General features: G+C 63.2%; 21 protein-coding genes. 5 read left to right on the top strand and 16 right to left on the bottom strand.

Features of this window, described 5'->3' with window-relative positions:
- Positions 1-59 precede the first annotated feature (59 nt).
- The 3 genes from prmA (at position 60) to ACWGXF_RS15090 (ending at position 3,201) form a co-directional block, all read left to right on the top strand.
- Entirely contained in the window at positions 60-950 is an 891-nt protein-coding gene (gene prmA / locus ACWGXF_RS15100; protein WP_003068930.1) for a 50S ribosomal protein L11 methyltransferase, read from the top strand.
- 61 nt (positions 951-1,011) lie between these two features.
- Complete coding sequence (locus tag ACWGXF_RS15095) at positions 1,012-2,277, top strand: zinc-ribbon and DUF3426 domain-containing protein (RefSeq protein WP_256628565.1); 1,266 nt, start codon at positions 1,012-1,014, stop codon at positions 2,275-2,277.
- A 24-nt stretch (positions 2,278-2,301) separates the two neighbouring features.
- On the top strand, positions 2,302-3,201 hold the full coding sequence (locus tag ACWGXF_RS15090) for a carbohydrate kinase family protein (RefSeq protein ID WP_046460600.1): 900 nt from the start codon (positions 2,302-2,304) through the stop codon (positions 3,199-3,201).
- Between the two features lie 103 nt (positions 3,202-3,304).
- Here ACWGXF_RS15090 and ACWGXF_RS15085 read toward each other — a convergent pair whose 3' ends face one another.
- The 8 genes from ACWGXF_RS15085 to ACWGXF_RS15050 all read right to left on the bottom strand — a co-directional run bounded on the left by ACWGXF_RS15085 (position 3,305) and on the right by ACWGXF_RS15050 (position 13,990).
- Positions 3,305-4,081: a histone H1 gene (locus ACWGXF_RS15085; RefSeq protein WP_452102065.1), complete on the bottom strand. Its 777-nt coding sequence runs from the start codon at positions 4,079-4,081 to the stop codon at positions 3,305-3,307.
- 179 nt (positions 4,082-4,260) lie between these two features.
- On the bottom strand, positions 4,261-5,352 hold the full coding sequence (locus tag ACWGXF_RS15080; protein WP_003070968.1) for a ribonucleotide-diphosphate reductase subunit beta: 1,092 nt from the start codon (positions 5,350-5,352) through the stop codon (positions 4,261-4,263).
- A 228-nt stretch (positions 5,353-5,580) separates the two neighbouring features.
- Complete coding sequence (locus ACWGXF_RS15075) at positions 5,581-8,490, bottom strand: ribonucleoside-diphosphate reductase subunit alpha (protein ID WP_034381329.1); 2,910 nt, start codon at positions 8,488-8,490, stop codon at positions 5,581-5,583.
- Between the two features lie 505 nt (positions 8,491-8,995).
- Positions 8,996-9,625 carry a 1,6-anhydro-N-acetylmuramyl-L-alanine amidase AmpD gene (ampD, locus tag ACWGXF_RS15070; protein WP_256628564.1) on the bottom strand — a complete coding sequence of 210 codons (630 nt, stop codon included), beginning with the start codon at positions 9,623-9,625 and terminating at the stop codon, positions 8,996-8,998.
- Positions 9,618-11,084 (bottom strand): sigma-54-dependent transcriptional regulator, encoded by a 1,467-nt coding sequence (locus tag ACWGXF_RS15065; RefSeq protein ID WP_081007817.1) that lies wholly within the window; start codon positions 11,082-11,084, stop codon positions 9,618-9,620. Before ACWGXF_RS15065 ends, ampD begins: the two co-directional genes overlap by 8 nt.
- A 47-nt stretch (positions 11,085-11,131) precedes the next feature.
- Entirely contained in the window at positions 11,132-12,937 is a 1,806-nt protein-coding gene (locus ACWGXF_RS15060) for a sensor histidine kinase (protein ID WP_256628563.1), read from the bottom strand.
- 4 nt (positions 12,938-12,941) lie between these two features.
- Entirely contained in the window at positions 12,942-13,187 is a 246-nt protein-coding gene (locus ACWGXF_RS15055) for a PP0621 family protein (protein WP_057093520.1), read from the bottom strand.
- Positions 13,184-13,990 carry a cytochrome C assembly family protein gene (locus ACWGXF_RS15050; protein WP_034357803.1) on the bottom strand — a complete coding sequence of 269 codons (807 nt, stop codon included), beginning with the start codon at positions 13,988-13,990 and terminating at the stop codon, positions 13,184-13,186. The genes ACWGXF_RS15055 and ACWGXF_RS15050 overlap by 4 nt, the downstream gene beginning before the upstream one ends.
- A gap of 497 nt (positions 13,991-14,487) precedes the next feature.
- On the opposite strand from ACWGXF_RS15050, the gene ffh reads away from it, so the two are divergent.
- Together ffh and ACWGXF_RS15040 are read left to right on the top strand one after the other, a co-directional pair.
- A complete protein-coding gene (gene ffh / locus ACWGXF_RS15045) occupies positions 14,488-15,879 on the top strand; it encodes a signal recognition particle protein (RefSeq protein ID WP_003070990.1) in 1,392 nt (463 codons plus the stop codon).
- 296 nt (positions 15,880-16,175) lie between these two features.
- Positions 16,176-16,754, top strand: a complete 579-nt coding sequence (locus tag ACWGXF_RS15040; protein WP_034357801.1) for a C40 family peptidase — start codon at positions 16,176-16,178, stop codon at positions 16,752-16,754.
- A 67-nt stretch (positions 16,755-16,821) separates the two neighbouring features.
- On the opposite strand, the gene ACWGXF_RS15035 is transcribed toward ACWGXF_RS15040, so the two are convergent.
- The 8 genes from ACWGXF_RS15035 to modB form a co-directional block, all read right to left on the bottom strand.
- Positions 16,822-17,529 carry a DUF1266 domain-containing protein gene (locus ACWGXF_RS15035; protein ID WP_003070995.1) on the bottom strand — a complete coding sequence of 236 codons (708 nt, stop codon included), beginning with the start codon at positions 17,527-17,529 and terminating at the stop codon, positions 16,822-16,824.
- On the bottom strand, positions 17,526-18,728 hold the full coding sequence (locus ACWGXF_RS15030) for a hypothetical protein (RefSeq protein WP_256628562.1): 1,203 nt from the start codon (positions 18,726-18,728) through the stop codon (positions 17,526-17,528). The genes ACWGXF_RS15035 and ACWGXF_RS15030 overlap by 4 nt, the downstream gene beginning before the upstream one ends.
- Positions 18,710-21,022 carry a hypothetical protein gene (locus tag ACWGXF_RS15025; protein WP_256628561.1) on the bottom strand — a complete coding sequence of 771 codons (2,313 nt, stop codon included), beginning with the start codon at positions 21,020-21,022 and terminating at the stop codon, positions 18,710-18,712. Before ACWGXF_RS15025 ends, ACWGXF_RS15030 begins: the two co-directional genes overlap by 19 nt.
- 188 nt (positions 21,023-21,210) lie before the next feature.
- Positions 21,211-22,539 carry a tRNA (N6-isopentenyl adenosine(37)-C2)-methylthiotransferase MiaB gene (gene miaB / locus ACWGXF_RS15020; protein WP_256628560.1) on the bottom strand — a complete coding sequence of 443 codons (1,329 nt, stop codon included), beginning with the start codon at positions 22,537-22,539 and terminating at the stop codon, positions 21,211-21,213.
- Between the two features lie 157 nt (positions 22,540-22,696).
- Complete coding sequence (locus tag ACWGXF_RS15015) at positions 22,697-23,101, bottom strand: hypothetical protein (protein WP_256628559.1); 405 nt, start codon at positions 23,099-23,101, stop codon at positions 22,697-22,699.
- A 96-nt stretch (positions 23,102-23,197) separates the two neighbouring features.
- A complete protein-coding gene (gene fdhD, locus ACWGXF_RS15010) occupies positions 23,198-24,061 on the bottom strand; it encodes a formate dehydrogenase accessory sulfurtransferase FdhD (protein WP_256628558.1) in 864 nt (287 codons plus the stop codon).
- A gap of 57 nt (positions 24,062-24,118) precedes the next feature.
- On the bottom strand, positions 24,119-25,204 hold the full coding sequence (modC, locus tag ACWGXF_RS15005; protein WP_054075735.1) for a molybdenum ABC transporter ATP-binding protein: 1,086 nt from the start codon (positions 25,202-25,204) through the stop codon (positions 24,119-24,121).
- Positions 25,201-25,881, bottom strand: coding sequence for a molybdate ABC transporter permease subunit (modB, locus tag ACWGXF_RS15000; protein ID WP_003075261.1), 681 nt, complete (start codon positions 25,879-25,881; stop codon positions 25,201-25,203). The genes modC and modB overlap by 4 nt, the downstream gene beginning before the upstream one ends.
- Between the last annotated feature and the right edge of the window lie 131 nt (positions 25,882-26,012).

The raw sequence follows: 26,012 nt of genomic DNA, 5'->3' as shown, positions 1-26,012 counted from the left end.
TGCGTTCTCTCCATCAGGGCTGACCTGGCATGGAGACGCAGTTGCTAGAAAGGATGGCCATGTTCGAGCTGAGCCTGCTGTGCCCCGAAGATCGGGTCGAAACCATTAGCGAAGCGCTGGATGCACTCGATGCATTGAGCGTGTCCGTAGAAGATGCCGATGCGCAGACCGAAGCCGAGCAGGCACTGTTCGGCGAGCCTGGCATGCCGGCACCGAAGGAAGGCTGGAACCGCAGCCGCGTGATCGCCCTCTATCCCGACGAAGCCGCAGCCACCGAGGCGCGTGATCTGCTGCTGCCGCAGGACTTTTTTGAGGGCTGCAAGATTCTGGCCCTCAAGCCCGTGCCCGAGCAGGACTGGGTGCGCCTGACGCAGTCGCAGTTCGAGCCCGTAGATATCACGCCCGAGTTCTGGATCGTTCCCACCTGGCATGAACTGCCCGAGCAGGCCAAGGTCAGCATCCGTCTGGACCCTGGTCTGGCTTTCGGTACCGGCACCCACCCCACTACTCGCATGTGTCTGCGCTGGATTGCACGCCAGCCCAAGGGTACCCTGGGACGCACGCTGGACTATGGCTGTGGCTCGGGCATTTTGGCCATTGGTGCAGCCAAGTTCGGCGCGACCGATGTGGATGCGGTGGACATCGATCCCGCGGCCGTGGAATCGACCAACTACAACACCAGTGCCAACCATGTGGAAGTCAGGGCCGGCCTGCCAGATGCGGCTGGCGGCGAGTACCAGACCGTGCTGGCCAATATTCTGGCTACGCCGCTCAAGGTGCTGGCGCCGCTGCTGTGCGGTCGTGTGCAAGCTGGCGGCAATCTGGTGTTGGCGGGCATTCTGGAACGCCAGGCCGACGAGCTGAAAGAGGCCTATGCGCCTTATCTCAAGCTGGAGGTGGCCGACAGCGAAGACGGCTGGATTCTCATGACTGCACAGCGAGCAGCCTGATTGCGACGCAAACCCGCAGCCAGCAGGTGTGCGGATTGTTGCTGCCTACAATTGAACCCTGATGAGCCAAGTCACCCGTTGCCCCTCCTGTGGAACCCGCTTCAAAGTGGTCGCCGACCAACTGCGCATCTCGCAGGGCTGGGTGCGCTGCGGGATGTGCCAAAGCGTCTTTGATGCCTCGCAGGAGTTGCAGTCCGTGCCCGACGAGCTGCTGCAGCCGGAAGCTGCTGATGCGCCGCAGAGGCCTGCCGTGCAGGAGGTGCAGCAGACGGAAGCCGGAGAACAGCGGACGCCGGTTTGGCCTCAGCAGGATGCCGCGGATGCTCCCGCCCCCGATACGCAGAAGGCTGAGGCCTTGCAGGAGTTGGCATCGGATTCGGTGGACGCGGCACCGACTGTTGCCCAGGTCGCAGAAGACGCACCGGCAGCAGAGTCTGCCGATGTGGTTTCCGAATCCGAGCCGTCCGGGTCCATGCCCGGGATGGCGGATGCACGGCCCTCGTTTGTCGATCAGGCGCGCCCTCTGACTGAAGAGGATGCAGCGGCTGCTCAGCATGATCATCATCCGGATGCGAGCGAGCCGGAGGCTGGTGATATTCCCGCTCCCACCGAGCCGGAGCTGCTTGTGCCGCCGCCGAGCGAGGTCCTGATGGCCGAGGCCGCGCAGGACCTCAAGGATGAGGCCCAGGCCGAAGCTGTCTCGAAGGAGGCGCTGCTGCATGCCGATATCGGCGCTATACAACCCGCCAGGGACCGGGCGCAGGCTGTCACGGATGCGGATCAGGATGAGGCCGCTGCCATTGCCGGCGATGAACCGGGCTTTGTGCGTCAGGCCCGCCGGCAGGCGTTCTGGCACTCGGCAGGCATGCGTGTGGCGCTGGTGCTGGGCTCGCTGGTAGCCGTAGCCGGTGTCGTGGGGCAATATGCCTGGCTGCAACGCGATGTGCTGGCTGCGCAATATCCGGCGCTGGCCCCTGTGCTGACCAAGGCCTGCAGCCTGGCGGGTTGCGAGCTGCAGGCCCGCCGCGCGATTGCCGATGTGGTGATCAGTGGCTCGGGTTTCAAACAACTTGCCGATGACCATCAGTACCAGTGGAGCCTGACATTGGAGAACCGCTCCGATGTGCCAGTGGCCATGCCCATGGCCGAGCTGACCTTGACCGATGCACAGGACAGGCCTTTGCTGCGCCGTGTGATCGACCTGAGGCTGCTGGGTGCCCCGGAGCAGCTGCATGCCCGTCAGGAGTGGAGCGTGAACGTTCCTGTGCAGGTGCAGGATCTCGGCTCTGCAGTGGCGGGTTACCGGGCGCTGGTTTTTTATCCCTAATTCATTTCTGAAAGAGAACGCACCATGGCCGCTTTGATCTGCGGGTCGCTGGCATTCGACAACATCATGACCTTTGAAGGTCGTTTCGTAGACCAGATTCTTCCCGACCAGCTGCACATACTGAATGTATCGTTTCTGGTGCCCACGCTGCGCCGCGACTTTGGTGGCTGTGCCGGCAATATTGCCTATAGCCTGAAGCTGCTCGGCGGCGATGCGCACCCCATGGCCATGGTGGGCAGCGACGGTGCGGATTATGTGCAGCGCTTCAAGGAACTGGGCATTGAGACCCGTCATGTGGGTCAGCTGCAGAGCACGCATACGGCGCAGTGCATGATCATGACCGACCATGACAACAACCAGATCACGGCTTTCCACCCAGGCGCCATGATGCAGGCGCACGAGAATCGCATCACTGCCGACATGGCTGCCGATATCAAGATCGGCATTATTGCTCCCGATGGCCGTCAAGCCATGATCGAGCACGCCGCCCAGTTCAAGGCTGCAGGCATTCCCTTTGTGTTCGATCCCGGCCAGGGCCTGCCCATGTTCAATGGCGACGAGCTCAAGGCTTTTATCGAGCAGGCCGACTGGGTGGCAGTGAACGACTATGAAGGCAAGATGCTCAGCGAGCGCACGGGCCTGAACTTTGACGAGATCTCGCACAAGGTGCGCGGCCTGGTCGTGACCCTGGGCGCCGAAGGCTGCGAAGTCTGGCAGCAGGGTGAAAAAACATTGGTTGCTCCGGTGAAGCCCGCTGCCGTGGTCGATCCCACGGGTTGCGGCGATGCCTGGCGCGGTGCCTTCCTGTTTGGTCTGGAGCGTGGTTGGGACCTGGTGCGTTGCGCCGAACTGGGAAATCGCATGGGGGCGCTCAAGGTTGCGCATCGCGGCCCGCAGAACTATCAGCTGGACTTCCAGCCCTGATTGGGTGTCCGTGCCCTGAGGGCACTGATATCAGGCATGTAAAAAAGCCCGACTCTCGCAAGAGAGGTCGGGCTTTTTTATGGCGTGCAGGTCAGCGAACCGATCAGGGCTTGTTACCTGTGGGGAAGGGCCAGGCGGCTTGAGGTGCCAGGCGGGTCTGTGCCACGGGTGCAGCGGTTTCGGTTACTGCGGCAGGAGCGGGTGCTGCTGCAGCCTTCTTGGGAGCAGCGGCCTTGGCAGCAGTTGCAGCCTTCTTGGGGGCAGCCTTTGCGGGAGCAGCGGCCTTGGCAGCGGTTGCAGCCTTCTTGGGAGTAGCGGCCTTGGCAGCAGTTGCAGCCTTCTTGGGGGCAGCGGCCTTGGCAGCGGTTGCAGCCTTCTTGGGAGCAGCGGCCTTGGCAGCAGTTGCAGCCTTCTTGGGGGCAGCGGCCTTGGCAGCAGTTGCAGCCTTCTTGGGGGCTGCGGCCTTGGCAGCGGTTGCAGCCTTCTTGGGGGCGGCGGCCTTGGCAGCAGTTGCAGCCTTCTTGGGTGCAGCCTTTGCGGGAGCAGCGGCCTTGGCAGCGGTTGCAGCCTTCTTGGGGGCAGCCTTTGCGGGAGCAGCGGCCTTGGCAGCGGTTGCAGCCTTCTTGGGTGCAGCCTTTGCAGGAGCAGCGGCCTTGGCAGCGGTTGCAGCCTTCTTGGGTGCAGCCTTTGCAGGAGCAGCAGCCTTGGCAGCGGTTGCAGCCTTCTTGGGTGCAGCCTTTGCAGGAGCAGCGGCCTTGGGGGCTGCGGTCTTGGTTGCAGCTGCCTTCTTCACAGCTTCAGCCTTGGGCGCGGCCGCCTTCTTGGCAGGTGTCTTTTTCTCGGTTGTGGCCTTGGCGGCCGTCTTCTTCGCAGTTGCCATCATTTTCTCCTTCGTTGATTTGCATAAGACGTCCGGTTCCTTGCGGTGCCGGACGATTCAAAGCGATGTGGAGTTACGCATCGCTAGGAACACAAATTTGCTTCACGCCAAAAATCTCAGTTTTTTGTAGCAATGAAGTGAAGCAAGTCATGACTCGCATTGTGCCTGCTTAGAAGCAATTAATCCCAAGAAAGTGCGCCTCCGGTCTGATACTCGATCACTCGTGTCTCAAAGAAGTTACGTTCTTTCTTCAAATCGATCATTTCGCTCATCCAGGGGAAGGGATTTTCTTCACCGGGGAACAGTTCCTCCAGACCGATCTGCGTGGCGCGACGGTTGGCGATGTAGCGCAGATAGCCCTTGAACATGGATGCATTCATGCCCAGCACGCCGCGTGGCATGGTGTCTTCGGCGTAGCGATATTCGAGCTCCACGGCCTTCTGGAACAGCTCCGTGATTTCCTGCTTGAACTCGGCCGTCCACAGATGGGGATTCTCGAGCTTGAGCTGGTTGATCAGATCGATGCCGAAGTTGCAGTGCATGGACTCGTCGCGCAGGATGTACTGGTACTGCTCGGCGGCGCCCGTCATCTTGTTCTGGCGGCCCAGGGCCAGGATCTGCGTGAAGCCCACGTAGAAGAACAGACCTTCCATCAGGCAGGCAAAAACGATCAGCGACTTCAGCAGAGTCTGGTCGGTCTCGGGCGTGCCGGTGTGGAAGTTGGGGTCCATGATCGCTTCGATGAAGGGGATCAGGAACTCGTCCTTGTCGCGGATGGATTGGACTTCGTTGTAGGCGTTGAAGATTTCCGATTCATCCAGGCCCAGCGATTCCACGATGTACTGGTAGGCATGGGTGTGGATGGCTTCCTCGAAAGCCTGGCGCAGCAGGAACTGGCGGCACTCGGGCGCCGTGATGTGGCGGTAGGTGCCCAGCACGATGTTGTTGGCGGCCAGCGAGTCGGCCGTCACAAAGAAGCCCAGATTGCGCTTGACGATGCGGCGCTCGTCTTCGGTCAGGCCGTTGGGGTCCTTCCACAGCGCGATGTCGCGCGTCATGTTCACTTCCTGCGGCATCCAGTGGTTGGCGCAGGTGGCCAGATACTTTTCCCAGGCCCACTTGTATTTGAAGGGGACCAGCTGGTTCACGTCGGTCTTGGCGTTGATGATGCGCTTGTCGGCGGCATTCACGCGCTTGTGGGTGCTGGTGGACGCGCCGGCTTCTGCGCTGGTGGCGGAAGAGGCAAAGGTGTCGTCGTCAAAGCTCAGCATATTTATTCCTTGAGGGGGAAAAGGCTGGGTGCAATGCAATCGACATCCAGCTTTTCAGTCATTTATTGATGGAGTGGCACCACTCAAATACTGGTGCACTCTAAAGCGAGAGACACCGAGGAAGCGCCGCCGCGCACCGAGGGTGTCGTCCCCCTCCGGCGCTCAGCGCCAGAGAGGGGGAAGGCGCGGGGGCCGCCTAGGCCAAGCGCCTCAGGGGGAGCCAGTCAATTACTGGCAGGCCTCGCAGCCTGGGTCGTCGATCGCGCAGAACTTGATGTCCGTGGCGGGTGCCTGGGCACGGGCAGCGGCGGCAGCGGCTTCCAGTGCGCTCACCGCAGGCTTGGCCGCAGGGGCCGCCGAAGCGGCAGGAGCACCGGAGGACACGGCGTTCAGCACACGGCTTTGCACGGTGGACTTCTCGATATTGGTCGCGCTGGTGGTGCGCAGATAGTAGGTGGTCTTCAGACCGCGCAGCCAGGCCAGCATGTAGGTGTCGTGCAGCTTCTTGCCCGATGCACCGGCCATGTAGATGTTCAGGCTCTGGGCCTGGTCGATCCACTTCTGGCGGCGCGAGGCGGCTTCCACCAGCCATTCGGGCGAGACTTCGAACGCGGTGGCGTAGAGGTTCTTGATCTCTTGCGGCACGCGGTCGATGGCGCGCAGCGAGCCGTCGAAATGCTTGAGGTCCATGACCATCACGTCGTCCCACAGGCCCAGACGCTTGAGGTCGCGCACCAGGTACTGGTTGATGACGGTGAATTCGCCCGACAGATTGGACTTCACGGACAGATTGCCGAACGAAGGCTCGATCGAGGCATCCACACCCACGATGTTGGAGATGGTGGCTGTGGGCGCAATGGCCACGCAGTTGGAGTTGCGCATGCCGTCCTGGGCGATCTTGGCGCGCAGTGCATCCCAGTCCAGCTTGGCGGAGCGATCCACTTCCACATAGCCGCCGCGGGCCTTTTCCAGCAGCTTCAGGGTGTCGGGGGGCAGGATGCCCTGATCCCACAGCGAGCCCTTGAAGGTGGAGTAGGTGCCGCGTTCCTTGGACAGCTCGGTCGACGCCCAGTAAGCGTAGTAGCAGATGGCTTCCATGGCCTCGTCGGCGAACTCGACGGCGCCCTGGCTGGCGTAGGCGGTGCGCATTTCATACAGCGCGTCCTGGAAACCCATCAGGCCCATGCCCACGGGGCGGTGGCGCAGATTGGAATCCTTGGCCTTTTGCACGGCGTAGTAGTTGATGTCGATCACGTTGTCCAGCATGCGCATGGCCGTGTTCACGGTCTTGCGCAGCTTGTCGTGGTCGATCTTGCCGTCCTTGATGTGCTGGACCAGGTTCACGGAACCCAGGTTGCAGACCGCAGTTTCGGTGTCGCTGGTGTTGAGCGTGATCTCGGTGCACAGATTGGACGAGTGCACCACACCCACGTGCTGCTGGGGCGAGCGGATGTTGCAGGGGTCCTTGAAGGTGATCCAGGGATGGCCGGTCTCGAACAGCATCGAGAGCATCTTGCGCCACAGATCCACGGCAGGCACGCGCTTGAACAGCTTGAGTTCGCCGCTGTCGGTCTTGGCTTCATAGGCGGTGTAGGCCTTCTCGAAGGCTTCGCCGTACAGGTCGTGCAGATCGGGAGCGTCGGCGGGCGAGAACAGGGTCCACTGGCCTTTTTCCATCACGCGCTTCATGAACAGGTCGGGAATCCAGTTCGCCGTGTTCATGTCGTGGGTGCGGCGGCGGTCGTCGCCGGTGTTCTTGCGCAGCTCCAGGAATTCTTCGATGTCCAGGTGCCAGGATTCCAGATAGGTACAGACCGCGCCCTTGCGCTTGCCGCCCTGGTTCACGGCGACGGCCGTGTCGTTGACCACCTTGAGGAAGGGAACCACGCCTTGCGATTCGCCGTTGGTGCCCTTGATGCGCGAGCCCAGGGCACGCACACGGGTCCAGTCATTGCCCAGGCCGCCGGCAAACTTGGACAGCAGGGCGTTTTCCTTGATGGATTCGTAGATGCCGTCCAGGTCGTCGGGCACGGTGGTCAGGTAGCAGGACGACAGCTGCGAGCGCAGCGTGCCGCTGTTGAACAGCGTCGGGGTGGACGACATGAAGTCGAAGGACGACAGCAGCTCGTAGAACTCGATGGCACGGGCGTTGCGGTCGGGCTCGTTCAGCGCCAGGCCCATGGCCACGCGCATGAAGAAGGACTGGGGCAGCTCGATGCGGGTCTTGCGCACGTGCAGGAAGTAGCGGTCGTACAGGGTCTGCAGACCGAGGTAGTCGAACTGTTCGTCGCGCTCGGCCTTCAGAGCCTTGGCCAGACGGGGCAGGTCGTAGTTCAGCAGCTCGGGGTTGAGCAGCTCGTTGTCCACGCCCTTTTGCACAAAGCCGGGGAAGTAGTCGGCATAGGCCGCCTGCATTTCTGCGGGCTGCACGTCGCGGCCCATGACTTCGCGCACGATGGTGTGCAGCAGCAGGCGGGCAGTGACGTAGGTGTAGTCGGGGTCTTTTTCGATCAGCGTACGGGCGGCCAGGATGGACGCCTTGTAGACCTCGGCCAGAGGCACGCCGTCGTACAGATTGCGCAGGGTTTCGGCCACGATGGGCGCGGACTGGATGTCGGCATTCAGATTGCGGCAGGAAGCGACGATCAGAGCCTCCAGGCGCTCCTGGTCCAGGGGCACGCGCTGGCCGTTGTCGGTCACATGCAGCACGGGCTTGGCGGCGGCAGCGGCGGCCACTTCGGCGGCCTTCTTCTGCTCGGCACGTTCCTGGTTGCGGCGCTCGCGGTACAGCACATAGGCACGGGCCACGTCCTGGTGACCGGCGCGCATCAGGCCCAGCTCGACCTGGTCCTGCACATCTTCGATATGGAAGGTGCCGCCATCGGGGCGCGAGCGCACCAGTGCGCGCACCACGCCTTCGGTCAGTTCGTTGACGGTGTCGCGCACGCTGGCAGATGCCGCGCCCTGTGCGCCGCGCACAGCCAGGAAAGCCTTGGTCAGGGCCACGGCAATCTTCTGGGGCGCGAAAGCCACCACATCGCCGCTGCGGCGGATGATCTGATAGCTGTCATTGGGGGAGGAAGAATTGGCTGCACCGGCAGGTGCGGCAGAAGGCAGTGAGTTCAACGCTTCTTGCATAAGTTCCTCTGAGTCAGTATGTGGATAGGCAGACAAAGGCCTGCACTGTGGGCAGGCCATCAAAAACACGATTCGGCGCCTCGGTTTACACATGGTTTGCACAGGGTGTGCACAACTTGTAAACACTAGATATGGGGTCTGAGGCTCTTCAAAACACTACCGGTAGTGTATCGCGCTTAAATCCGAGCGACCTGATGAAACTACTGAATCTGGCATTTCGAGCGCCGCTTGACAGCCGCAAAAATGACTTCATCCCGCATGAATAAAGGCCTGCGGCGCGGTTGCGCGCGGCGGCAGATCGGGCCGGAAATATGTAAAAAATTTGCGTGTTTGATGCAGGCGACAGTTGTTGCGCGCGCGCCATTGACATGCCGTTTCGAAGCCCCGCAACGATGGATGCTTGGGATTCTTAAAATGAGGAGCGCATGGCGCTTGCTGGTGCAGGATTTCAGCTGCGAATATGCATGAAATCGAGTGTTGAAAGGCGGTAGATGCTATGAAGATTTCAGGCTGCGCCTGAGGCTGCTGCACCGGGAGGGAATTCCCAGCTTCGGGTGCTGTCTGCGCTGGCCAGCTGCTGCTGCAGCCGCTGCCAGTCGAAACCGGGTCCGGGGTCCTGCTTGCGTCCGGGTGCGATGTGCTCGTGCCCGGCGATGTAGCGCACTGGATATTGCGCCGCGATGGCCATGCAAAGCTGCTGCAGGGCCTGGTACTGCGGAGCTTCAAAGCTCAGGCCTTCCAGGCCTTCGAGTTCGATGCCGATGGAGTCGTCGTTGCAGCGCTCGCGCCCGCGCCACTGGCTCACGCCGGCATGCCATGCGCGGTCGTCGCAACTGACGAACTGCCAGATCTCGCCCTGGCGCGTGATAAAGAAATGCGACGAGACTTCGAGGCCGCGAATGCCCTGGTAATAGGGGTGGGCGTCCCAGTCCAGCTGATTGGTGAATAGTTGCTGCACCGCGCCTGTGCCGTACTGGCCCGGAGGCAGGCTGATGGAGTGGATGACGACGAGGTCGATCTGCGCATCCGCAGGGCGAGGGCCGAAATTGGGAGATTTCAGCTGACGCGCCGCACCATACCAGCCGGCCTGCCAGGGCTGGGCCAGGGAGGAGGAAAGAGGCGTGAAATCAGACATTGTCGCTCTGGTGTTTGCTGCCTTCGGCCGGCAGGTCTATGCCCAGACGGTCGATGCGGTAGCGAATCTGGCGCAGGCTGATGCCCAGTCTGGCCGCCGTGGCTGTGCGGTTGAAGCCGTTGTCCTGCAGGGCTCTGACCAGGATGCTGCGCTCCTGCTCATCAAGCCAGCCTTGCAGATCCTCCGGCAGCGTGGCCGGACTGCCTGCGTGCTGAGCGTGCGGCGGCGGTGCGCTCGATGCCCAAGCGCCCGAGGAAGCCGCTGCCACCACACCAGCGCACTCGGCCGGCACGCCGGATTCGGGCAGACGCAGCGGGCCTTCCTCGCCCAGTGCAATGGCGCGGTGCAGCACGTTCTCCAGCTCGCGCACATTGCCAGGCAGCGGGAGCCGGGCTATCTGGCTCAGGCTGATGTTGTCCAGCTCCGGCGTAGCCAGTCCGGACTCGCGGGCCAGCTTTTGCAGCAAGGCCTGGCATAGCTGGCCCAGGTCTTCACGGCGCTCGCGCAGCGCGGGCAGCTCGATTTCGATGACATTGAGGCGATAGAACAGGTCCTGGCGGAAATTGCCTGCCTGCACTTCCGCTACCAGGTCGCGGTGGGTGGCGCTGACGATGCGCACATCGACGGCTTCTTCCTGGGTGCTGCCCAGCGGACGAATCTTGCGCTCCTGAATGGCGCGCAGCAGCTTCGCCTGCATGGCCAGGGGCAGGTCGCCGATTTCATCGAGAAACAAGGTGCCGCCCTGCGCGGCCTGGAAGTAGCCGGGCCTGTCCTGCGTGGCACCGGTGTAGGAGCCCTTGCGGGCACCGAAGAACTCGGCTTCGAGCAGGCTTTCCGGAATGGCGCCGCAGTTGACTGCGACCATGGGACCGTCGGCCCGCTGGCTGCAGCCGTGCAGGGCGCGTGCCACCAGTTCCTTGCCCGTGCCGGATTCACCGTGGATCAGCACGGGAGCCATGCCTTTGGCGACCTTGGCAATGCGCTGCTTGACCAGCTGCATGGCCTGAGACTTGCCAACCAGAGCCTCCAGGGCGCCAGCTGGCGTTCCCGCACCAGTGCCGCTGGCGGCCGAGCTGTCGCTGGCCTGCGGGTTGCCGGGCTTGGGCACTGCGCCAATGCCTTGCACGGCCGAAGCCACGACCTGACGGAACTGGCGCAGGTCCACGGGCTTGGTCAGATAGTCGAACGCGCCCGCGCGCAGGGCCTCGACGGCGTTTTCGGCAGAGCCGTAGGCCGTCATGACGATGCAGCGCTCGCTGCGCGACTGATCGCGCAGCTGCAGCAGCAGCTCCATGCCGATCCCGTCGGGCAGGCGCATATCGGTAATCAAGACATCGAAATTGCGACCTTGCAACTGAGTCATGCCTTCCTGGACCGAGCCCGCGGTTTCCACGCGGTAGCCTTCCCGCAACAAGGTCAGCTCGTAGAGCGTGCGCAGATCCGGTTCATCATCGACCACGAGAATGCTGGCCGCTGCGGATGAGTGAGGCGATGATGTCACTGGGCTTACACCATGATCGAGTCAAACAGGGAGTGGCTCGCGAGGGATGAAGGGCCGCTGCGCAGAGTCACGATAAAGGCATTGCCGTTCACCTCGCCTTGCGGTGTGCTGCGAGCCAGGCGTTGATAGCTGATGGAGGCATCGTAGCGCTGGCACAGCTCGCGGCATATATAGAGTCCGAGGCCGCTGGAGCGGCTTTGAGAGGAGAAGAACGGCTCGAACAGATGGCGCTCGACGCTGGACTCCAGCGGCGCTCCATCACTCCAGACCATGAACCAGTAGGTGTCGTCCTGCGGTGCGAGACCCTGGATCTGACCGTTCAAGGGCCCGTGGCCGCTGATCAACTGCAGGCCCGCTTCATTGCCGGCATGGCTGCGGTGGCGCTGGGCATTGTCCAGCAAGTTGATCAGCACGCGGCGCAGATGCTCTTCATCGAACAGGATATGGCGGGCCGTTGCATTGAGCCGCAGCAGAAGCTGGCGCGGCGGAGCGGCCTGTGTGCGCCATTCATGGCTGATCTGGGCCAGCAGGGTGTCCAGCGGCAGCGACTGGCCCTGATGGGTTTCTGCGCCCTGCTGCACGCGTGCCAGGTTGAGGATTTCTTCGGCGATGCGGGCCAGTCGGTCGGCGTTTTGCCCCACGATCCGGCATAGCTGTTGGGGACCGGGCTGGCTCGCCAGGTCTTCAGCCAGCAGCGCATTGGCCTGGGTGATGGCGGCCAGCGGGTTGCGTATTTCATGGGCCACGGCAGCCGACATACGGCCCATGGAAGCCAGCTTTTCGGTGCGCAGCTGCGCTTCCATTTCGCGCAGGTCGTGAAGAAACATGACGCAAAGCGAATGGCTGGCTTGCGCCTGCGGACCCTCGTCCAGATAGGGCGCCGAAACTTCGGTGATGCGTGTGCGCACATGCATGCCCGTGGCGCCGTGTCGTTCATGAGCCTGCAGGTGAATCGTGGCGGACAGCGGGCGGGCATGGGCAAAGCTGGCTTGTGTTGAATGCGCCAGCGGCTCCCACCAGCTGTGGGCCTGCAGGGAAAAAGGCTGGGGGTGATCTATGGGCAGGCCCAGCAGCTGCAAGGCAGCTGGGTTGGCCTGCAGAACCAGCAAGCTCGAGTCGACCACCAGCACGCCGTCGGAGAAGTGGTTGATCACCAGACTGTTGACCTGCTCCTGGGTCTGGGTGCGCAAGCGGTTGAACAGGGCCTGGGAACGCTCGCGCCGGACACGCTTGGCCAGCTCGTGCGTGAGATAGGCCACGCAGAAATAGCCGGCGCAGGAAAAAGCCGTCTGGTAGTAAGACTGGGCGCCGTCGTTGAGCCCGCCATGGTATTGCCAGAAGGTGTAGGCCAGCGTCAGCAGCGTGATGCTGGCCGTGGTGCCAAAGGCCAGCATCAGTCCGCCCAGCGCCGAGGAGATCAGGACGGGAATGGCCAGCAGCGCGGTGTAGTTGAGCGAGCCGACCTGAAAGATCTGCAGCAGAAAGATCGCCGCAATGTCGACGCCGATCACGGGCAGCCATTGCAGGGCTGCGCGAGGCGCCGGCAAATGACGTCCGGCAGCCAGGCGCAGCACGACGGTCAGCGTCAGATAGGTGAAGCAGATCAGCCAGGCCAGGGGAGAGCTGATGTTCTGCAGCTGCAGATTCAGCGTCTGCAGCAGCACCAGGGCCAGCGCCAGAAGCACGCGGCCGCTGAGGAAGGCCTGCCACAGGCGCACGAACGGAGCGTTGAGACTGGCGTCCGCGCGCCGGCTGATGGCTTCATCGAGCGGGATGGCGGTGTGCTGCCAGGGCGAGGCGGAGTTCACCATGCGGTCAGTGGCGGGCAGTGTCTTGCTGGGCCAGGCGGCGGTGTTCTGCGCTGCAGAAGATCTTGCCCGAGGCGTCGCTCACGGCATCTGCTTGCGGCAGGTGAAGGCCGCAGTGAGCGCAAGCTACCATGGTCTGTGCCTGCTTGGGGGTGCTGGCAGGCCTGGTCTGCTCGGCCACTTCTGCGCGGCGTTTGCTGCGCCAGATTCCGACAGCTACCACCACGACCAGCAGGACCAGCAAATACTTCATGCTGCGCGCTCCAGCAGGACTTCAATCACAAACCGCGAGCCGGCATAGGCCAGCAGCAAAAAGATGGCGCCGATATAAAGAACACGTACGGCGCTCTGGCCGCGCCAGCCGAATCGCTTGCGGCCGAACAGCAGCACGGCAAATGCCAGCCAGGACAGCAGGGAGAAAATGGATTTGTGATTCCACACCCATGCCTTGCCGTAGAGCTGCTCGCCAAACAGCCAGCCTGCGGCCAGTGTGGCGGTCAGCAGCACAAAGCCTGCTCCGACAAAACGGAAGGTCAGCCGCTCCAGCGTCAGCAGCGGCAGTCCGCTGTCATGGTCGCCGCCCTGGCGCATCTGCCGCTCGGCATGGCTCATCAGCGCACCATGAACGACGGCTGCGGCAAACAGGCCGTAGGAAGCAATACCCAGAGCCAGATGCAGCGGCAGCCAGGGCGAAGCGTTGACGTGCAGCGGTGTGCCGGGGAACACCACGGCCAGAAGCACGGCCACGCTGCCCAGCATGGACAGAGGCCAGCGCGAGCGCAGCTGCGGATAGAGCTGCTGCTCCACCACATAGACGGTCAGCACCAGCCAGGCAGTGATAGAGAGTGCAGGAGCAAAGCCGAAGTGCGGCAGCTCGCCAAGCAGACCCCAGCCCAGCAGCAGGGCATGCAGTGCCCAGGCCAGGCGCAGGCAGCGACGGGCACCGGCTTCTTGCAGGTGCTGGGTGGCAAGTGCAGGAATGGCGTAGGCAATGGCTGCGGCCATGGCCAGGATCCAGCCAATGGGGCCAGCTGCGGTGAGCGGTTGGGAGAGCATGCTTTCTATGATAGTGCCGCTGGCCCGCACTCATCTTTTGCAGGCCGCTGCCGTCCGGCAATTTTGTGCATAAAGCACTGCCTGAACCCGGTCATGAGCGTGGGTTTGAGCGCTTGCGAGCAGATCGTCGACTTTCGAGCCCGTTCTTCAAGGATTTTCTCCAGCCGGGCGATGCCTCCAGTCTTCCCGCCCAGCCGGCCAGTCCTGCGCCACGAGCAAGGACTTGCAGCAGAGCTCGATTCAGGTCCATTCAGGTCTATTCAGGACCGGCCTGGTCTCTTTTTCGAGGGAGCTGTGGGGCAGGGCGCAGCGACCTTGCACGCCTGAGGCAGATCACGGACAAGCCTGCGGGGCATCGTCAATCAAGGGCAGCGGGTAAAATGCCTGTTCATGCAGCTTCGCCTCGCCTGAGCTGGGTCCGCAAGCTGCCCGGAGAGTCGTGCTGCGCGCTCGCGCACGACTCCCGTCCATCCATAACTTTCGAATGCTTTTTGCTTATGGCCTCCGCACTCACCGATAAACTCTCGCGCCTTGTCAAAGAGATGCGCGGCCAGGCCCGCATCACCGAGTCCAATGTGCAGGACATGCTGCGCGAAGTGCGCATGGCCTTGCTGGAGGCCGACGTGGCCCTGCCTGTGGTGCGCGACTTCATTGCCCGCGTCAAGGAAAAGGCGCTGGGCCAGGAAGTCATCAGCTCGCTGCAGCCCGGCCAGGTGCTGGTGTCCATCGTCAACAAGGAGTTGGCGGCGACCATGGGCGAAGGCGTGGCCGACATCAACCTCAATGCCCAGCCTCCCGCCGTCATTCTGATGGCGGGTCTGCAAGGCGCAGGCAAGACCACCACCACGGCCAAGCTGGCCAAGCATCTGATCGAAAAGCGCAAGAAAAAGGTGCTCACGGTCTCGGGTGACGTGTATCGCCCTGCGGCCATCGAGCAGCTCAAGACCGTGACGGCCCAGGCTGGCGCTGAGTGGTTTCCCTCCACGCCGGACCAGAAGCCTCACGATATCGCCGTGGCCGCGATCGACTACGCCAAAAAGCATTTCTTCGATGTGCTGCTGGTGGATACGGCCGGCCGTCTGGCCATCGACGAGCTGCTGATGGCCGAAATCAAGGATTTGCACGCCACGCTCAAGCCCGTCGAAACCCTGTTCGTGGTCGATGCCATGCAGGGCCAGGATGCGGTCAACACGGCCAAGGCCTTCAAGGAAGCGCTGCCGCTGACCGGTATCGTGCTGACCAAGCTCGATGGCGATTCGCGCGGCGGTGCGGCGCTGTCGGTGCGCCAGATCACGGGCGCGCCCATCAAGTTCGCCGGTGTCTCGGAAAAGATCGACGGCCTGGAAGTCTTCGATGCCGACCGCCACGCACAGCGCGTGCTGGGCATGGGCGACATCGTGGCCCTGGTCGAGCAGGTCACCAAGGGCGTGGACATGGAAGCCGCGCAGAAGATGGCCGAGAAGCTCAAGAGCGGTGACGGCTTCGACCTCAACGACTTTCTGGCCCAGCTGCAGCAGATGAAGCAGATGGGCGGTCTCTCGACCCTGATGGACAAGCTGCCCGCCGAGCTGGCCGGCAAGGCCGGTCAGGTCGACATGGACAAGGCCGAGCGCGAGATCAAGCGCAAGGAAGGCATCATCTGCTCCATGACCTTCAAGGAGCGCAAGAACCCCGCCCTGATCAAGGCCACGCGCAAAAAGCGTATTGCCGACGGCGCCGGCGTACAGGTGCAGGAAGTCAACCGCCTGCTCAAGGAGTTCGAGCAGATGCAGACCATGATGAAGAAGTTCAAGGGCGGCGGTCTGATGAAGATGATGAAGAAGATGGGCGGCATGAAGGCCATGAAGGGCATGATGGGCGGCGGCGGCATGCCCAAGCTGCCGTTCTGATATTTGATCCCCCTGAGCCGCTGCGCGGCTTCCCCTGGCCAGGCGCCCCCAAGGGGGACGACAGCCTCGCTGCGAGGCGGCGCTTGCTCGCTGTCCCTGAGTTGGGGTGTGCTTGGTTTGAGATCAGCGATCTATAAAAAGTGAGCTGCTTGCGCTTGTTGTTCATGGGTTTTGATGAGAAATGCATCTGAATCAAAGGAATGACAAGCGAGAGCAGCTCACTTTTTTGTAAAGAAGCGCAGTAATTGTGGGTAGAAGGTGGCTGTATGGGCGGCTTTCTGAGAACATGCCTTTCCATGAAGCTACAAGACAGGACTTTCGTGGAGGCGGGTCAGCGGCAACCTCTGCCTCAATGTCTGGAGCGCCGCGGCGCGCTGATGCTGGCGGGTTCGCTGCTTGCGGTGCTGGCAGGGTGTTCCACCACCAAAGACAAGCCCCGGCCTGCTGCGCAAGGTGGATCTTCCGTGCGCCCGGCCAATGCCCTGAGTCTGGATGCAGAGCTGCGCGAGTCGCTGCTGGCGCGCACCATGCTGGTGGTCAACACGCCTTACACCTATGGCGGCAACTCGCCTGAAGGCGGTTTTGACTGCAGCGGCCTGATTCAGTGGGCCGTGGGGGGCATCACGGAAATGCGCCTGCCCCGCACCACATCGCAATGGGCGCAGGCCAGCAACCCGGTGGACGGACGCGATCTGATGCGCGGCGACTTTGTGTTCTTCAACACTCTGGGCGGGCGCTATTCCCATATGGGAATTTTTGTGGGCAACGGACAGTTTGTGCACGCGCCGTCCAGCGGCGGAACGGTGCAGCGGGTACGCATGGACAATGTGTACTTCGCCAAGCGATTCACGGAAGCCCGAAGCATCTTTGCCTGAACGCCTGCGCTGCGGATGTAAAAAGGGACTGCCTGGCAGTCCCTCGGTTTTTGCGGGGGGCCTGCACTTATGCCGCAGGCTCGGAGGCGGGCTTTGCCTCATCGCCGGTCAGCGGCAGATTCCAGCTCATCGCATGCCAGGGGTGCTGCTCCTGCGTCACCCATTGCGCCACTTCCTCGGTCGTGAAAGCCTTGCCCAGCACATCGCTGCGGCCTTGTGCCAGCCATTGAGCGCGGCCCTGGGCATAGGCCTGGCCGAAAGCAAGCCAGCTGTCGAAGCATTGCTGGGCGCGCTGGGCGTTGAGCTGAAGGATATCCCAATGCAGGGCTTCGTCCGTCCATTCCAGCAGCCTGGCGCTGCGCACAAAAAAGGTCACGCGCGCGCAGGCAAACGCCATTGCGGCGCGCACGTCGTCGCTGCGCTGCAGGCGCTGCAGATCCAGCATGAACCAGCGCTGGCGCAGTGCGTCGGGCAGTTGCTGGCGCACCTGTTCGTCGCTGAGGTCGGTGCGCAGGCCAAGATGGTGCAGGATCATGGGGCGCAACTGCCTGGCCAGCGCATCGTCAGCGCCATGCAGATCGCTGGCAAAGCCGCCTTGCATGGCGTGGTAGGCCATGGGGTGGGCCAGGGCCAGGGCCCAGTTGCGCTCCTGGCTGCCCGCCTGGTAGCTGATGATGTCGCCGCGTTGCTTGGCCTCCTTGAGGCGCTTGAAGCCGCCGCGCAGCACCCAGTAGATCAGGGCCACGATGAGCAGAAAGATCGTCCATCCGCTCATGTGCGAACTCCTGGGCGACCGGGACGCTTTTTGGCCATCAGCAAGCTCTGTTTCAGTGCGGCGGATTTGGGCATGCGTTCAATGACTTCGCTGTCCAGCGAGTCCTTGCGTGCCGCCACCATCCACTGCATCAGTGGTGACTGCAGATTGAGCCGGGGCAGCAGGGCGGGGTGCTGCTGCATCAGCCACAGTTGCTCGTCGTCGGTCTGCAGCTCCTGCACCGAGCACCAGGGCGCCAGCCCTGGATGGGACTTCAGCAGCTCGGGCGGGCGGCGCACAATGCCCATGGACAGCGCGTCCTCGGGCACCTCGTCATTGAGCGGCAGATGGTTGAGCAGAGTCACCACATCGGGCATATAGCGCGCAATCGGCGGTCGGTTCTGCTTGCCCTTGATCTGCTCGATCTGAAGCTTGCCGTCCTTTTGCACATAGGCATTGACGGTGATGCGGGGCTGTGCAGTGCCCGTGCGGTAGCTGAACAGCCGCATGCGCCCCGACTCGAGACCCTCGGCGTAATGTTCTCCATAGCCGCCGCTGAAGGACTTGCGGTTGGCAAACTGGCCCACGCAGTGGCCCATCATCTGGCTTTCATAGGCCATTTCCTGGCGCATCTGCGCACTTGTGCCGTCAAACTCCACAAAGGTACCGTGCTGGCCACGCAGCAGCCCGTGCACGGCGCTCTGGCTGTGCTCGACCCGGCCGCTGTTCTGTTTTTTCTCGAAAGCCAGATGCTCCAGCGTCCAGCGCGCCAGCGCCTGTGGGCAGTTCACGCGCTGCAGCTTGCCTTCGAGAGAGGTGCCCTTGCGGGTGGAGAGAAATTCCACCAGCCGTGTCTCCAGCGCCAGCAGGGCCGCGCTGTCGGGCTGCACCCACCAGAGCTCGGGCAGCTCGAAGCCGGCCTGCCTGCGCTCCAGCCGCTCCAGCGCCCAGGCCGGCGGCTGCTGACGGCCGGCCAGCTCCTGCAACTGCCGGACGTCGGCAATGCGCAGCACGGCAGGCTCGTCGGCCTGCAGATTGCCCACCACATGGCGGTAGAAGTGGTTGCCCAGCCAGACCGCGACATCGGCTGCGTCGCCACGCTCTGCGCTGCGCTCCTTGATGCGCTGCTTGATGGCCGGGGCGTTGACGACATCGCGCGCCTTGTAGGCACTGGCGGCAGCGGCTTTTTCGATGACCTGATTCACCAGAATTTCCACCATGGTTTGCGACCCGATGCCGCAGCGCCGGCCTGGGCGTCGCGCTCGGCCAGCTTGCGCACGGCGCGCTCTATGCCGGACTGCGACATGCGCCGCTCGTCCTCGTCGTCGTCCTTGTCCAGATAGCTGTTGGCCTGCTTGTGCAGTGCCACGGATTCTTCCAGCAGCTCGGGGTAGGCTTCCAGCGCACAGGCCAGGCGGCGCAGCGGATAGCAGTCCTGCAGCGCAATGACTTCTTGCTGATGCGCGCGCAGGCGCGGCAGCACCAGCTCGGGGCGTGTGCTGGAGAAAAAGTCCAGCATGGACATCAGGGACGCCAGGTAGTTGCGGCGCACGTCGCGCTGCTCGTCTTCATCCAGGTCGTGGAACCATTGGTCCAGACGCTCCATCCAGATGCTGATCTCGTCATCGCGGTTGAGCTTGTAGAGCGACAGGGCGACGGTGGAGAAGTAACGCGTGGGTTCATGGCGGCTGTAGCCATGCTCCTGGGCGAAATGCCACAGGCGCTCGGCCTCGACCACGGTCTGCGCGTCGTCATCCTTGCCCACGGCACACCACAGCAGGCCGTTGTGATGCTCGGCAAACGGGCTGCTGCCCAGTCCCTTGTGGTGCAGCTCGGCGGCCTCGTCGTAGCGGTCCATGAAGCGGTACTTGATGGCCAGGTTGTTGCAGAGCATGGAGTACACATGCAGGTCGCCATCCTTGAAGCGGCCCTGGCCAGTCGCCCAGAAATGCTCGAAGCGGGCGAGACCCTCCTCGTAGTAGCGCACGACCAGAGGCTCGCGCACCTCCTGCGCAGGCACTTTCTTCTTGCCACCCATCAGCGGTGCCAGATCGTCTGCATCGTCAAGGACCACGCCGGCGGCGTAGCACCAGTGCGCGCCATGGCCCTGGGGAAAAGGCCGAGCCAGCGCTTCTTCCAGCGGCAGCGCGGCAAAGCGGGCAGCCCAGAGCGCGGGCAGCTTGTCGCTGTCGGCCATCTCGGGGTGCTGGCCCACGCCGATTTCCAGCAGCGGCAGAGCCTGCTCCATCTGGCGCTTGCGTGCCAGACGCAGGCCGTCGAGCAGAGCCAGCACCGGATGCGCCGGCTGGGCTGCGCGCACCATGTTCAGATAGAAATCCGCCGGATGCAGTGGCACTTCCTCTTGTGCGAGCAGCTGGCGCATGTCTTCGTCAGTCTGGCCAATGGCCAGAACCAGCGCCCAGGTGATGGCGTTGGCCGGGTCGTTGCTGAACTGTTCCTTGGCCAGCTGAAAAGCGGCCACGGCCGAGACGGGACGAGCGTGGAGCACGCTCTGAAGCGCCAGATCGGCGGCTTGCTTCAGGCGCCCGGTCTGCTCCAGCCAGCCCAGCCAGGAGGCGGTGAAGGGATCGCCCGAGTCATCCGTCAGTCCGAAGTGTCCCTGAGGGGCCAGTTGCAGAGCTGCCTCCAACTGACCGGCCTGAGCGCAGGCCTGGGCCTGCAGCCGCACGATCTTGACCTGGCGATGCGCCTTGACGGCTTGCGATGGTGGCGGGTTCTCCAGACGGGCGAGCTGTTGCTCACAGGCCATGAGCAGGGCTGGCAGGCTTTGCGGGGCCAGCGGCAGCACATGGTCGGCCAGCGTCATCCAGCGGTCAAAGTCCACCTGCTGATCGGGCGCGGCATCGCGCAATATATTGATGGCGTTCTGCACGAGGCTGGCGGCCTCGCTGGTGTGGCCGCTTTTGTGGGCCATTTCCGCCTTGCGAACGCAGAGGATGGCATCGAGATAGGCCGCATCTTCGGCCAGGTCGGGGTTGCGACGCTCCTGGGCGCGTTGCAGCTCAAGGCCCGTGGCCGCAGCTTCCCAGGCCTGGAGCTGAGAAGCCATCCAGTGCCAGCCATGCCAGTAGTTGTCGCTGTCCACATCCTCGGGCAGCCCGGCAATGGCCTGTGCCGTCGAACCCAGCAAGGCTTGCGCGGAGGGCTGGTCAAAGCCCATGCGGCTCTGGATGTCGCTGAGGCTCAGGCGCAGCGCGGCTTCTGCGGGGCTCAGTTCGTCGGCAGCGGCCAGGGCAGTGCCGCGATGCTGCTGCAGCAGCTTGTTGGCCGCTTCGGGCTGATCGAGGTAGAGCCAGAAGTCGTGAACGCGCTCGAGCTCCTGCACGGTGGCAGGGGCAAAGTTCTGCTGCCCCATCAATTCCACCGCAGCGGCGATGCGCTCCTGACGGCTGATGCTGCCGGGCTTGTCGTCGTTGTAGTCGTTCAGTAGCTCATGGGCTTGATCCAGCAGGGCGTAGATGGCATCGCCCTGCAGTGCGGCAGTTTGGTTCATGGTGTCCAGAGTTCAATCCGAGGCAGCTTGGCCCCAATAGGCCACCATCCTAGCGGCGGATTGAAGAGGCGTGTGCCATCCGGCAAGGGGTCACCATTTGTTACAGAATTTATAACCAGTCATGAAAAAAGCCTGCCTTGGCATTGCCGGCAGGCTTTGTGTGGATGAGGCCGGGGACTGTCGGGCTGTCAATCCTTGACCAGGACTTCGCCGCGCAAGGTGTAAGCCTTGGCTTCGGTAATCTTCACATCCACCATCTGTCCGATCAAACGCTCGTTGCCGGGGAAGTTGACCACGCGGTTGCAATAGGTGCGGCCCATCAGCTCGCTGCCGTCGCGTTTGCTCACGCCTTCGACCAGCAGGCGTTGCACCGTGCCGACACGCTCTTCGCTGATCTCCTTGATGTTGGTGTTGATCACGGCCTGCAGCTCCTGCAGGCGGCGCAGCTTGACTTCGTGCGGCGTGTCGTCGTGCAGATTGGCTGCAGGCGTGCCGGGGCGGGGGCTGAAGATGAAGCTGAACGAGTTGTCGAAGCGCACATCGTGGATGAGCTTCATCATCTTCTGGAAGTCCTCCTCGGTCTCGCCGGGGAAGCCCACGATGAAGTCGCTGCTCATGGCCAGATCGGGGCGGATGGCACGCAGCTTGCGGATGGTGCTCTTGTATTCCATGGCCGTGTAGCCGCGCTTCATGGTCATGAGGATCTTGTCGCTGCCATGCTGCACAGGCAGATGCAGATGGCTGACCAGTTGCGGAATCTTGGCGTAGGCCTCGATCAGGCGCGGCGTGAACTCGTTGGGATGGCTGGTGGTGTAGCGGATGCGTTCGATGCCGGGAATCTCGGCCACATATTCCAGCAGCAGCGCGAAGTCGGCCATCTCGCTGCTGTCGCCCATCTTGCCCAGGTAGGCGTTGACGTTCTGGCCCAGCAGCGTGATTTCCTTGACGCCTTGCTCGGCCAGGCCCGCGACTTCCACCAGCACGTCCTCGAAGGGGCGGCTGACTTCCTCGCCGCGTGTATAGGGCACGACGCAGTAGCTGCAATATTTGGAGCAGCCCTCCATGATGGAGACAAAGGCCGAAGCGCCTTCCACGCGCGCCGGTGGCAGGTGGTCGAACTTCTCGATTTCGGGGAAGGAGATATCGACCTGGGGCTTGGCCTTGGCCGCACGCTGATTGAGCAGCTCGGGCAGGCGGTGCAGGGTCTGGGGACCGAAGACCACATCGACAAACGGAGCGCGCTTGATGATCTCGGCACCCTCCTGGCTGGCCACGCAGCCGCCCACGCCGATCAGCACGCCTTTTTCCTTGAGATGGCGGATGCGGCCCAGATCGCTGAATACTTTTTCCTGGGCCTTCTCGCGCACCGAGCAGGTGTTGAACAGGATCAGGTCGGCCTCGTCCACGTTCTGTGTGGGCTCGTAACCCTGGGCCGCGCCCAGCACATCGGCCATCTTGTCCGAGTCGTACTCGTTCATCTGGCAGCCAAAGGTTTTGATAAAGACTTTCTTGCTCATGGGGCGCTCTTGTCAGGTGGGCTTGCAGAGTCTGCAAGCACAAAGTGATAGCGGCTGGCGCTTGCCATCACTCGATTTGGATATGGAAACAGTTCGAAAAGCTTGCTGAAAAAACGCAAGCAGTTCGTCAATCAATAGCGGCCGGCGCGGGCCGGACTCAGCTGCCGAACACGCGCTGCAGCAGGGTGCGCGGCTGGATCGGCTTGTATTTCTCGATTTCGGCCGGGGTCAGAATCCAGGCCGTGTGCAGACCCTGCGTCTGTGGCTCGATCACATAGCCCACCAGCAGCTTCTGGCCTGCATAGTTGCTGGCAAAGACCAGGCTGCGTTCGCGGCTGAACAGGCGAAAGCCGGGTGTGGTGCGAATGGCCGTGCCGTTGATGGCCACTTCGGGGAAATGGGTGACCGTCAGTTCGCCGAACTGCGCCGTGGGCGGAAAGTTGCGCGTGTCGTCCGAGGGCAGGCCCTGGGCCAGGGCCGGCAGGCCGGCGCTGGCGGCAGCGGCCAGCAGGGCGCAGGCCACGAAGCGGCGGCTGATGAGGTCGGTGGTGCAGCGGTTCATGGTGTATATCCAGGGGCTGATCGTGGGGCGGTCAGAGCTGGAGTCATGGCCGCAATGCCGTGATTCTAGAGGCTGGCGCTTGGCAGCAGGGCTTGCTCAGGCTTTGCCGCCCGCAGCATAGAGCACGGCCTTGGGCGGACGGCACAGCCCCCAGAAGCGCAGGCCCGTCAGCTCGGCCATGCGCACGCCCATGGAGGTGGGCGCGGAAATCGTGGCCAGCGCCGCGATGCCGACCTTGGCGCATTTGCGCACCAGTTCATGGCTGCCGCGGCTGGACAGCAGCACAAAGCCGGGCTCGCCGAGGCGGCCTGTGCGGGCCAGCCGGCCGACCAGCTTGTCCAGCGCATTGTGGCGGCCCACGTCTTCGAGCACATCCGTGATGTCGCCGGCCAGCGTGGCCCAGCCTGCGGCATGGATGGCGCCGGCCTCGGCATTGAGAATCTGGTGTGGCGGCAGGGCGTCAATCGCCTTGAGCACGGTGGCTGCGTCGACCTGCTCCAGCCAGTCCTGGGGCGGCAGGGCATCAAACGACAGATCCAGCGCCGCAAAGCTCTCGACTCCGCAGACGCCGCAACCCGTGCGGCCCGTCATGCTGCGGCGTTTGTCCTTGAGCCGGGCAAAGCAGCGCGAGGCGATGTCGAGCTGCACTTCCATGCCGTCCATGCCTTCGGGCAGGCCGGCCGCAGCGGCAGACACGGGGCGGGCTTCGATGCCGTAGCAGTCCGCGGCGCTGTCGATGATGCCCTCGGTCAGCGCAAAGCCCAGCGCAAAGTCCTCCACATCGGTGGGCGAGCCCATCATCACCGCATGCGAGATGCCGTTGAAGACCAGCGCGATCGGCACCTCGGCCGCCAGCACGCGCTCCTGGCGCTCCTGCTGCCCGGCGTTGAAGAAGCTCACGGCATGGGTGTGCAGCGGTGCTATCGGCTGGGCAGGGATGAGGCAGGCGGACTCGGTCATGGGCTGATGATAGTCAGCAGGCGCATCCCTTGCCGGCAAGGGGCGGATGCGCTGGGCTCAGTCCAGCAGTGCCATCCCTTTGATCTGTGCATACACCGGCATGCCGGCCTGCAGTTGCAAGGCCTTGGCCGAGTGCCGGGTGATTCTGGCCAGCAGCCGGGTGCCACCCGCCTGCAGCGAGACCATGACCTGCCCCGGCCCGTCCTCGCGCAGGCCCAGCACCTGCACCGGCAGGATGTTGAGAATGCTGCTGCCCTCGGGCCTGAGCAGACTCAGGCTGACATCGCGTGCCTGCACGCGCAGCGGCACCTGGCTGCCCGGCTCGCGCGGTCTGGCCATGACGAGCTGCAGCCGGCCTCCGTCGAAGATCAGGGTGCTCAGATGATCGGCAGCGTCATGGGCCTGCACTGTGGCATGGACCACGCTGGAGGCCACGTCGCCATGGGCCAGCGGCAGATCGAGGCTGGAGAGCAATTCGGTGACGGAGCCCTGCGCCAGCACCTTGCCCGCGCCGAGCAGCACCATATGCTGGGCCAGGCGCGCAACCTCGTCCATGGAGTGGCTCACATAGATCACGGGAATCCGCAGATGCCGCTGCAACTGCTCCAGATAGGGCAGAACCTCGGCCTTGCGCTGGGCGTCGAGCGCGGCCAGGGGCTCGTCCATGAGCAGCACTTCGGGGCTGGTGGCCAGAGCCCGTGCAATCGCCACGCGCTGGCGTTCGCCGCCCGAAAGCGTGGCGGGCATGCGATCCATCAGATGGCTGATGCCCAGCAGTTCCACGGCCCGCTCCTTGGAGACCTTGCGGCGTTCCTGCGGCGTGCGCTTGAGACCGTAGTCGATATTGCGCTGCACCGACAGATGCGGAAACAGGCTGGCCTCCTGAAACACATAACCGAGTGCGCGCTGGTGCGTGGGCAGCCATTGTCGGCTGGTATCGTCCTGCCATACGGTCTGGTTGACGGTGACGCGACCTTGCGCCCGTTCAAGCCCGGCAAGACTGCGCAGACAGCTGGTCTTGCCGCAGCCCGAAGGCCCGAACAGGGCCGTGACCCCCTGGCCGGGCAGTTGCAGATCCACATCGAGTTCAAAGTCCGGTCGGCTCAGCCTGAGCTGTGCGGCGATGAAATTGGTGGCTGTCATGCGCGGCGCTCCGCTTTGGGTTGCAGCCAGTTCAAAGCCAGCAGCACGATGAAGGAGAACACCACCATGCCGGCCGCCAGCATATGGGCGTGGCCGTACTCCATGGCTTCCACATGGTCGTAAATCTGTACCGAGACCACGCGCGTGACGCCGGGGATGTTGCCGCCCAGCATCAGCACCACGCCGAATTCGCCCACGGTGTGGGCAAAGGTCAGCACGGCGGCAGTGATGAATCCGGGACGCGCCAGCGGCAGGGCCACGGTCAGGAAGCGGTCCAGCGGACTGGCGCCCAGGCTGGCGGCAGCCTCCATGGGGCGCGGGCCCAATGCCTCGAAGGCACGCTGCAGCGGCTGCACGGTGAATGGCATGGAGTAGATCAGCGAGCCGACCACGAGGCCGGCAAAGGTGAACGGCAGATTGCCCAGGCCCATGGCCTGCGTGAGCTTGCCTATGGGTCCATTGGGGCCCATGGTGACCAGCAGATAAAAGCCGATGACGGTGGGCGGCAGTACCAGCGGCAGCGCCACCACGGCACCGATCGGGCCGCGCCAGCGCGAACGGGTATGGGCCAGCCACCAGGCCAGCGGTGTGCACAACAGCATGAGCAGCACGGTAGTCACGCCCGCGAGCTTGAGCGTGAGCCAGATGGCTGCGTAGTCTTCGGCATTCAGTTGCATGGAATCAAAAACAGGACTTGCGCAAACAAGCATGCACAACGGACATTTCTATCGGCAAAGCACCATGTCCGATCCGAATTTGCGCAAATCGTAAAAAAAGACCCTTGGAGCGCCCAGCTTAGCCGAGCAGC

It is taken from the genome of Comamonas sp. HJ-2 (assembly GCF_053615495.1).
Note: the sequence above shows the minus strand (reverse complement) of the source record. Positions and strands in the feature narration are given on the sequence as shown.

What these genes read in the sequence shown, in the direction of transcription:
- prmA (WP_003068930.1), top strand. Translation starts at nt 60, where the DNA reads ATGTTCGAGCTGAGCCTGCTGTGCCCCGAAGATCGGGTCGAAACCATT.
- ACWGXF_RS15095 (WP_256628565.1), top strand. Translation starts at nt 1,012, where the DNA reads ATGAGCCAAGTCACCCGTTGCCCCTCCTGTGGAACCCGCTTCAAAGTG.
- ACWGXF_RS15090 (WP_046460600.1), top strand. Translation starts at nt 2,302, where the DNA reads ATGGCCGCTTTGATCTGCGGGTCGCTGGCATTCGACAACATCATGACC.
- ACWGXF_RS15085 (WP_452102065.1), bottom strand. Translation starts at nt 4,081, where the DNA reads ATGGCAACTGCGAAGAAGACGGCCGCCAAGGCCACAACCGAGAAAAAG.
- ACWGXF_RS15080 (WP_003070968.1), bottom strand. Translation starts at nt 5,352, where the DNA reads ATGCTGAGCTTTGACGACGACACCTTTGCCTCTTCCGCCACCAGCGCA.
- ACWGXF_RS15075 (WP_034381329.1), bottom strand. Translation starts at nt 8,490, where the DNA reads ATGCAAGAAGCGTTGAACTCACTGCCTTCTGCCGCACCTGCCGGTGCA.
- ampD (WP_256628564.1), bottom strand. Translation starts at nt 9,625, where the DNA reads ATGTCTGATTTCACGCCTCTTTCCTCCTCCCTGGCCCAGCCCTGGCAG.
- ACWGXF_RS15060 (WP_256628563.1), bottom strand. Translation starts at nt 12,937, where the DNA reads ATGGTGAACTCCGCCTCGCCCTGGCAGCACACCGCCATCCCGCTCGAT.
- ACWGXF_RS15055 (WP_057093520.1), bottom strand. Translation starts at nt 13,187, where the DNA reads ATGAAGTATTTGCTGGTCCTGCTGGTCGTGGTGGTAGCTGTCGGAATC.
- ACWGXF_RS15050 (WP_034357803.1), bottom strand. Translation starts at nt 13,990, where the DNA reads ATGCTCTCCCAACCGCTCACCGCAGCTGGCCCCATTGGCTGGATCCTG.
- ffh (WP_003070990.1), top strand. Translation starts at nt 14,488, where the DNA reads ATGGCCTCCGCACTCACCGATAAACTCTCGCGCCTTGTCAAAGAGATG.
- ACWGXF_RS15040 (WP_034357801.1), top strand. Translation starts at nt 16,176, where the DNA reads ATGAAGCTACAAGACAGGACTTTCGTGGAGGCGGGTCAGCGGCAACCT.
- ACWGXF_RS15035 (WP_003070995.1), bottom strand. Translation starts at nt 17,529, where the DNA reads ATGAGCGGATGGACGATCTTTCTGCTCATCGTGGCCCTGATCTACTGG.
- ACWGXF_RS15030 (WP_256628562.1), bottom strand. Translation starts at nt 18,728, where the DNA reads ATGGTGGAAATTCTGGTGAATCAGGTCATCGAAAAAGCCGCTGCCGCC.
- ACWGXF_RS15025 (WP_256628561.1), bottom strand. Translation starts at nt 21,022, where the DNA reads ATGAACCAAACTGCCGCACTGCAGGGCGATGCCATCTACGCCCTGCTG.
- miaB (WP_256628560.1), bottom strand. Translation starts at nt 22,539, where the DNA reads ATGAGCAAGAAAGTCTTTATCAAAACCTTTGGCTGCCAGATGAACGAG.
- ACWGXF_RS15015 (WP_256628559.1), bottom strand. Translation starts at nt 23,101, where the DNA reads ATGAACCGCTGCACCACCGACCTCATCAGCCGCCGCTTCGTGGCCTGC.
- fdhD (WP_256628558.1), bottom strand. Translation starts at nt 24,061, where the DNA reads ATGACCGAGTCCGCCTGCCTCATCCCTGCCCAGCCGATAGCACCGCTG.
- modC (WP_054075735.1), bottom strand. Translation starts at nt 25,204, where the DNA reads ATGACAGCCACCAATTTCATCGCCGCACAGCTCAGGCTGAGCCGACCG.
- modB (WP_003075261.1), bottom strand. Translation starts at nt 25,881, where the DNA reads ATGCAACTGAATGCCGAAGACTACGCAGCCATCTGGCTCACGCTCAAG.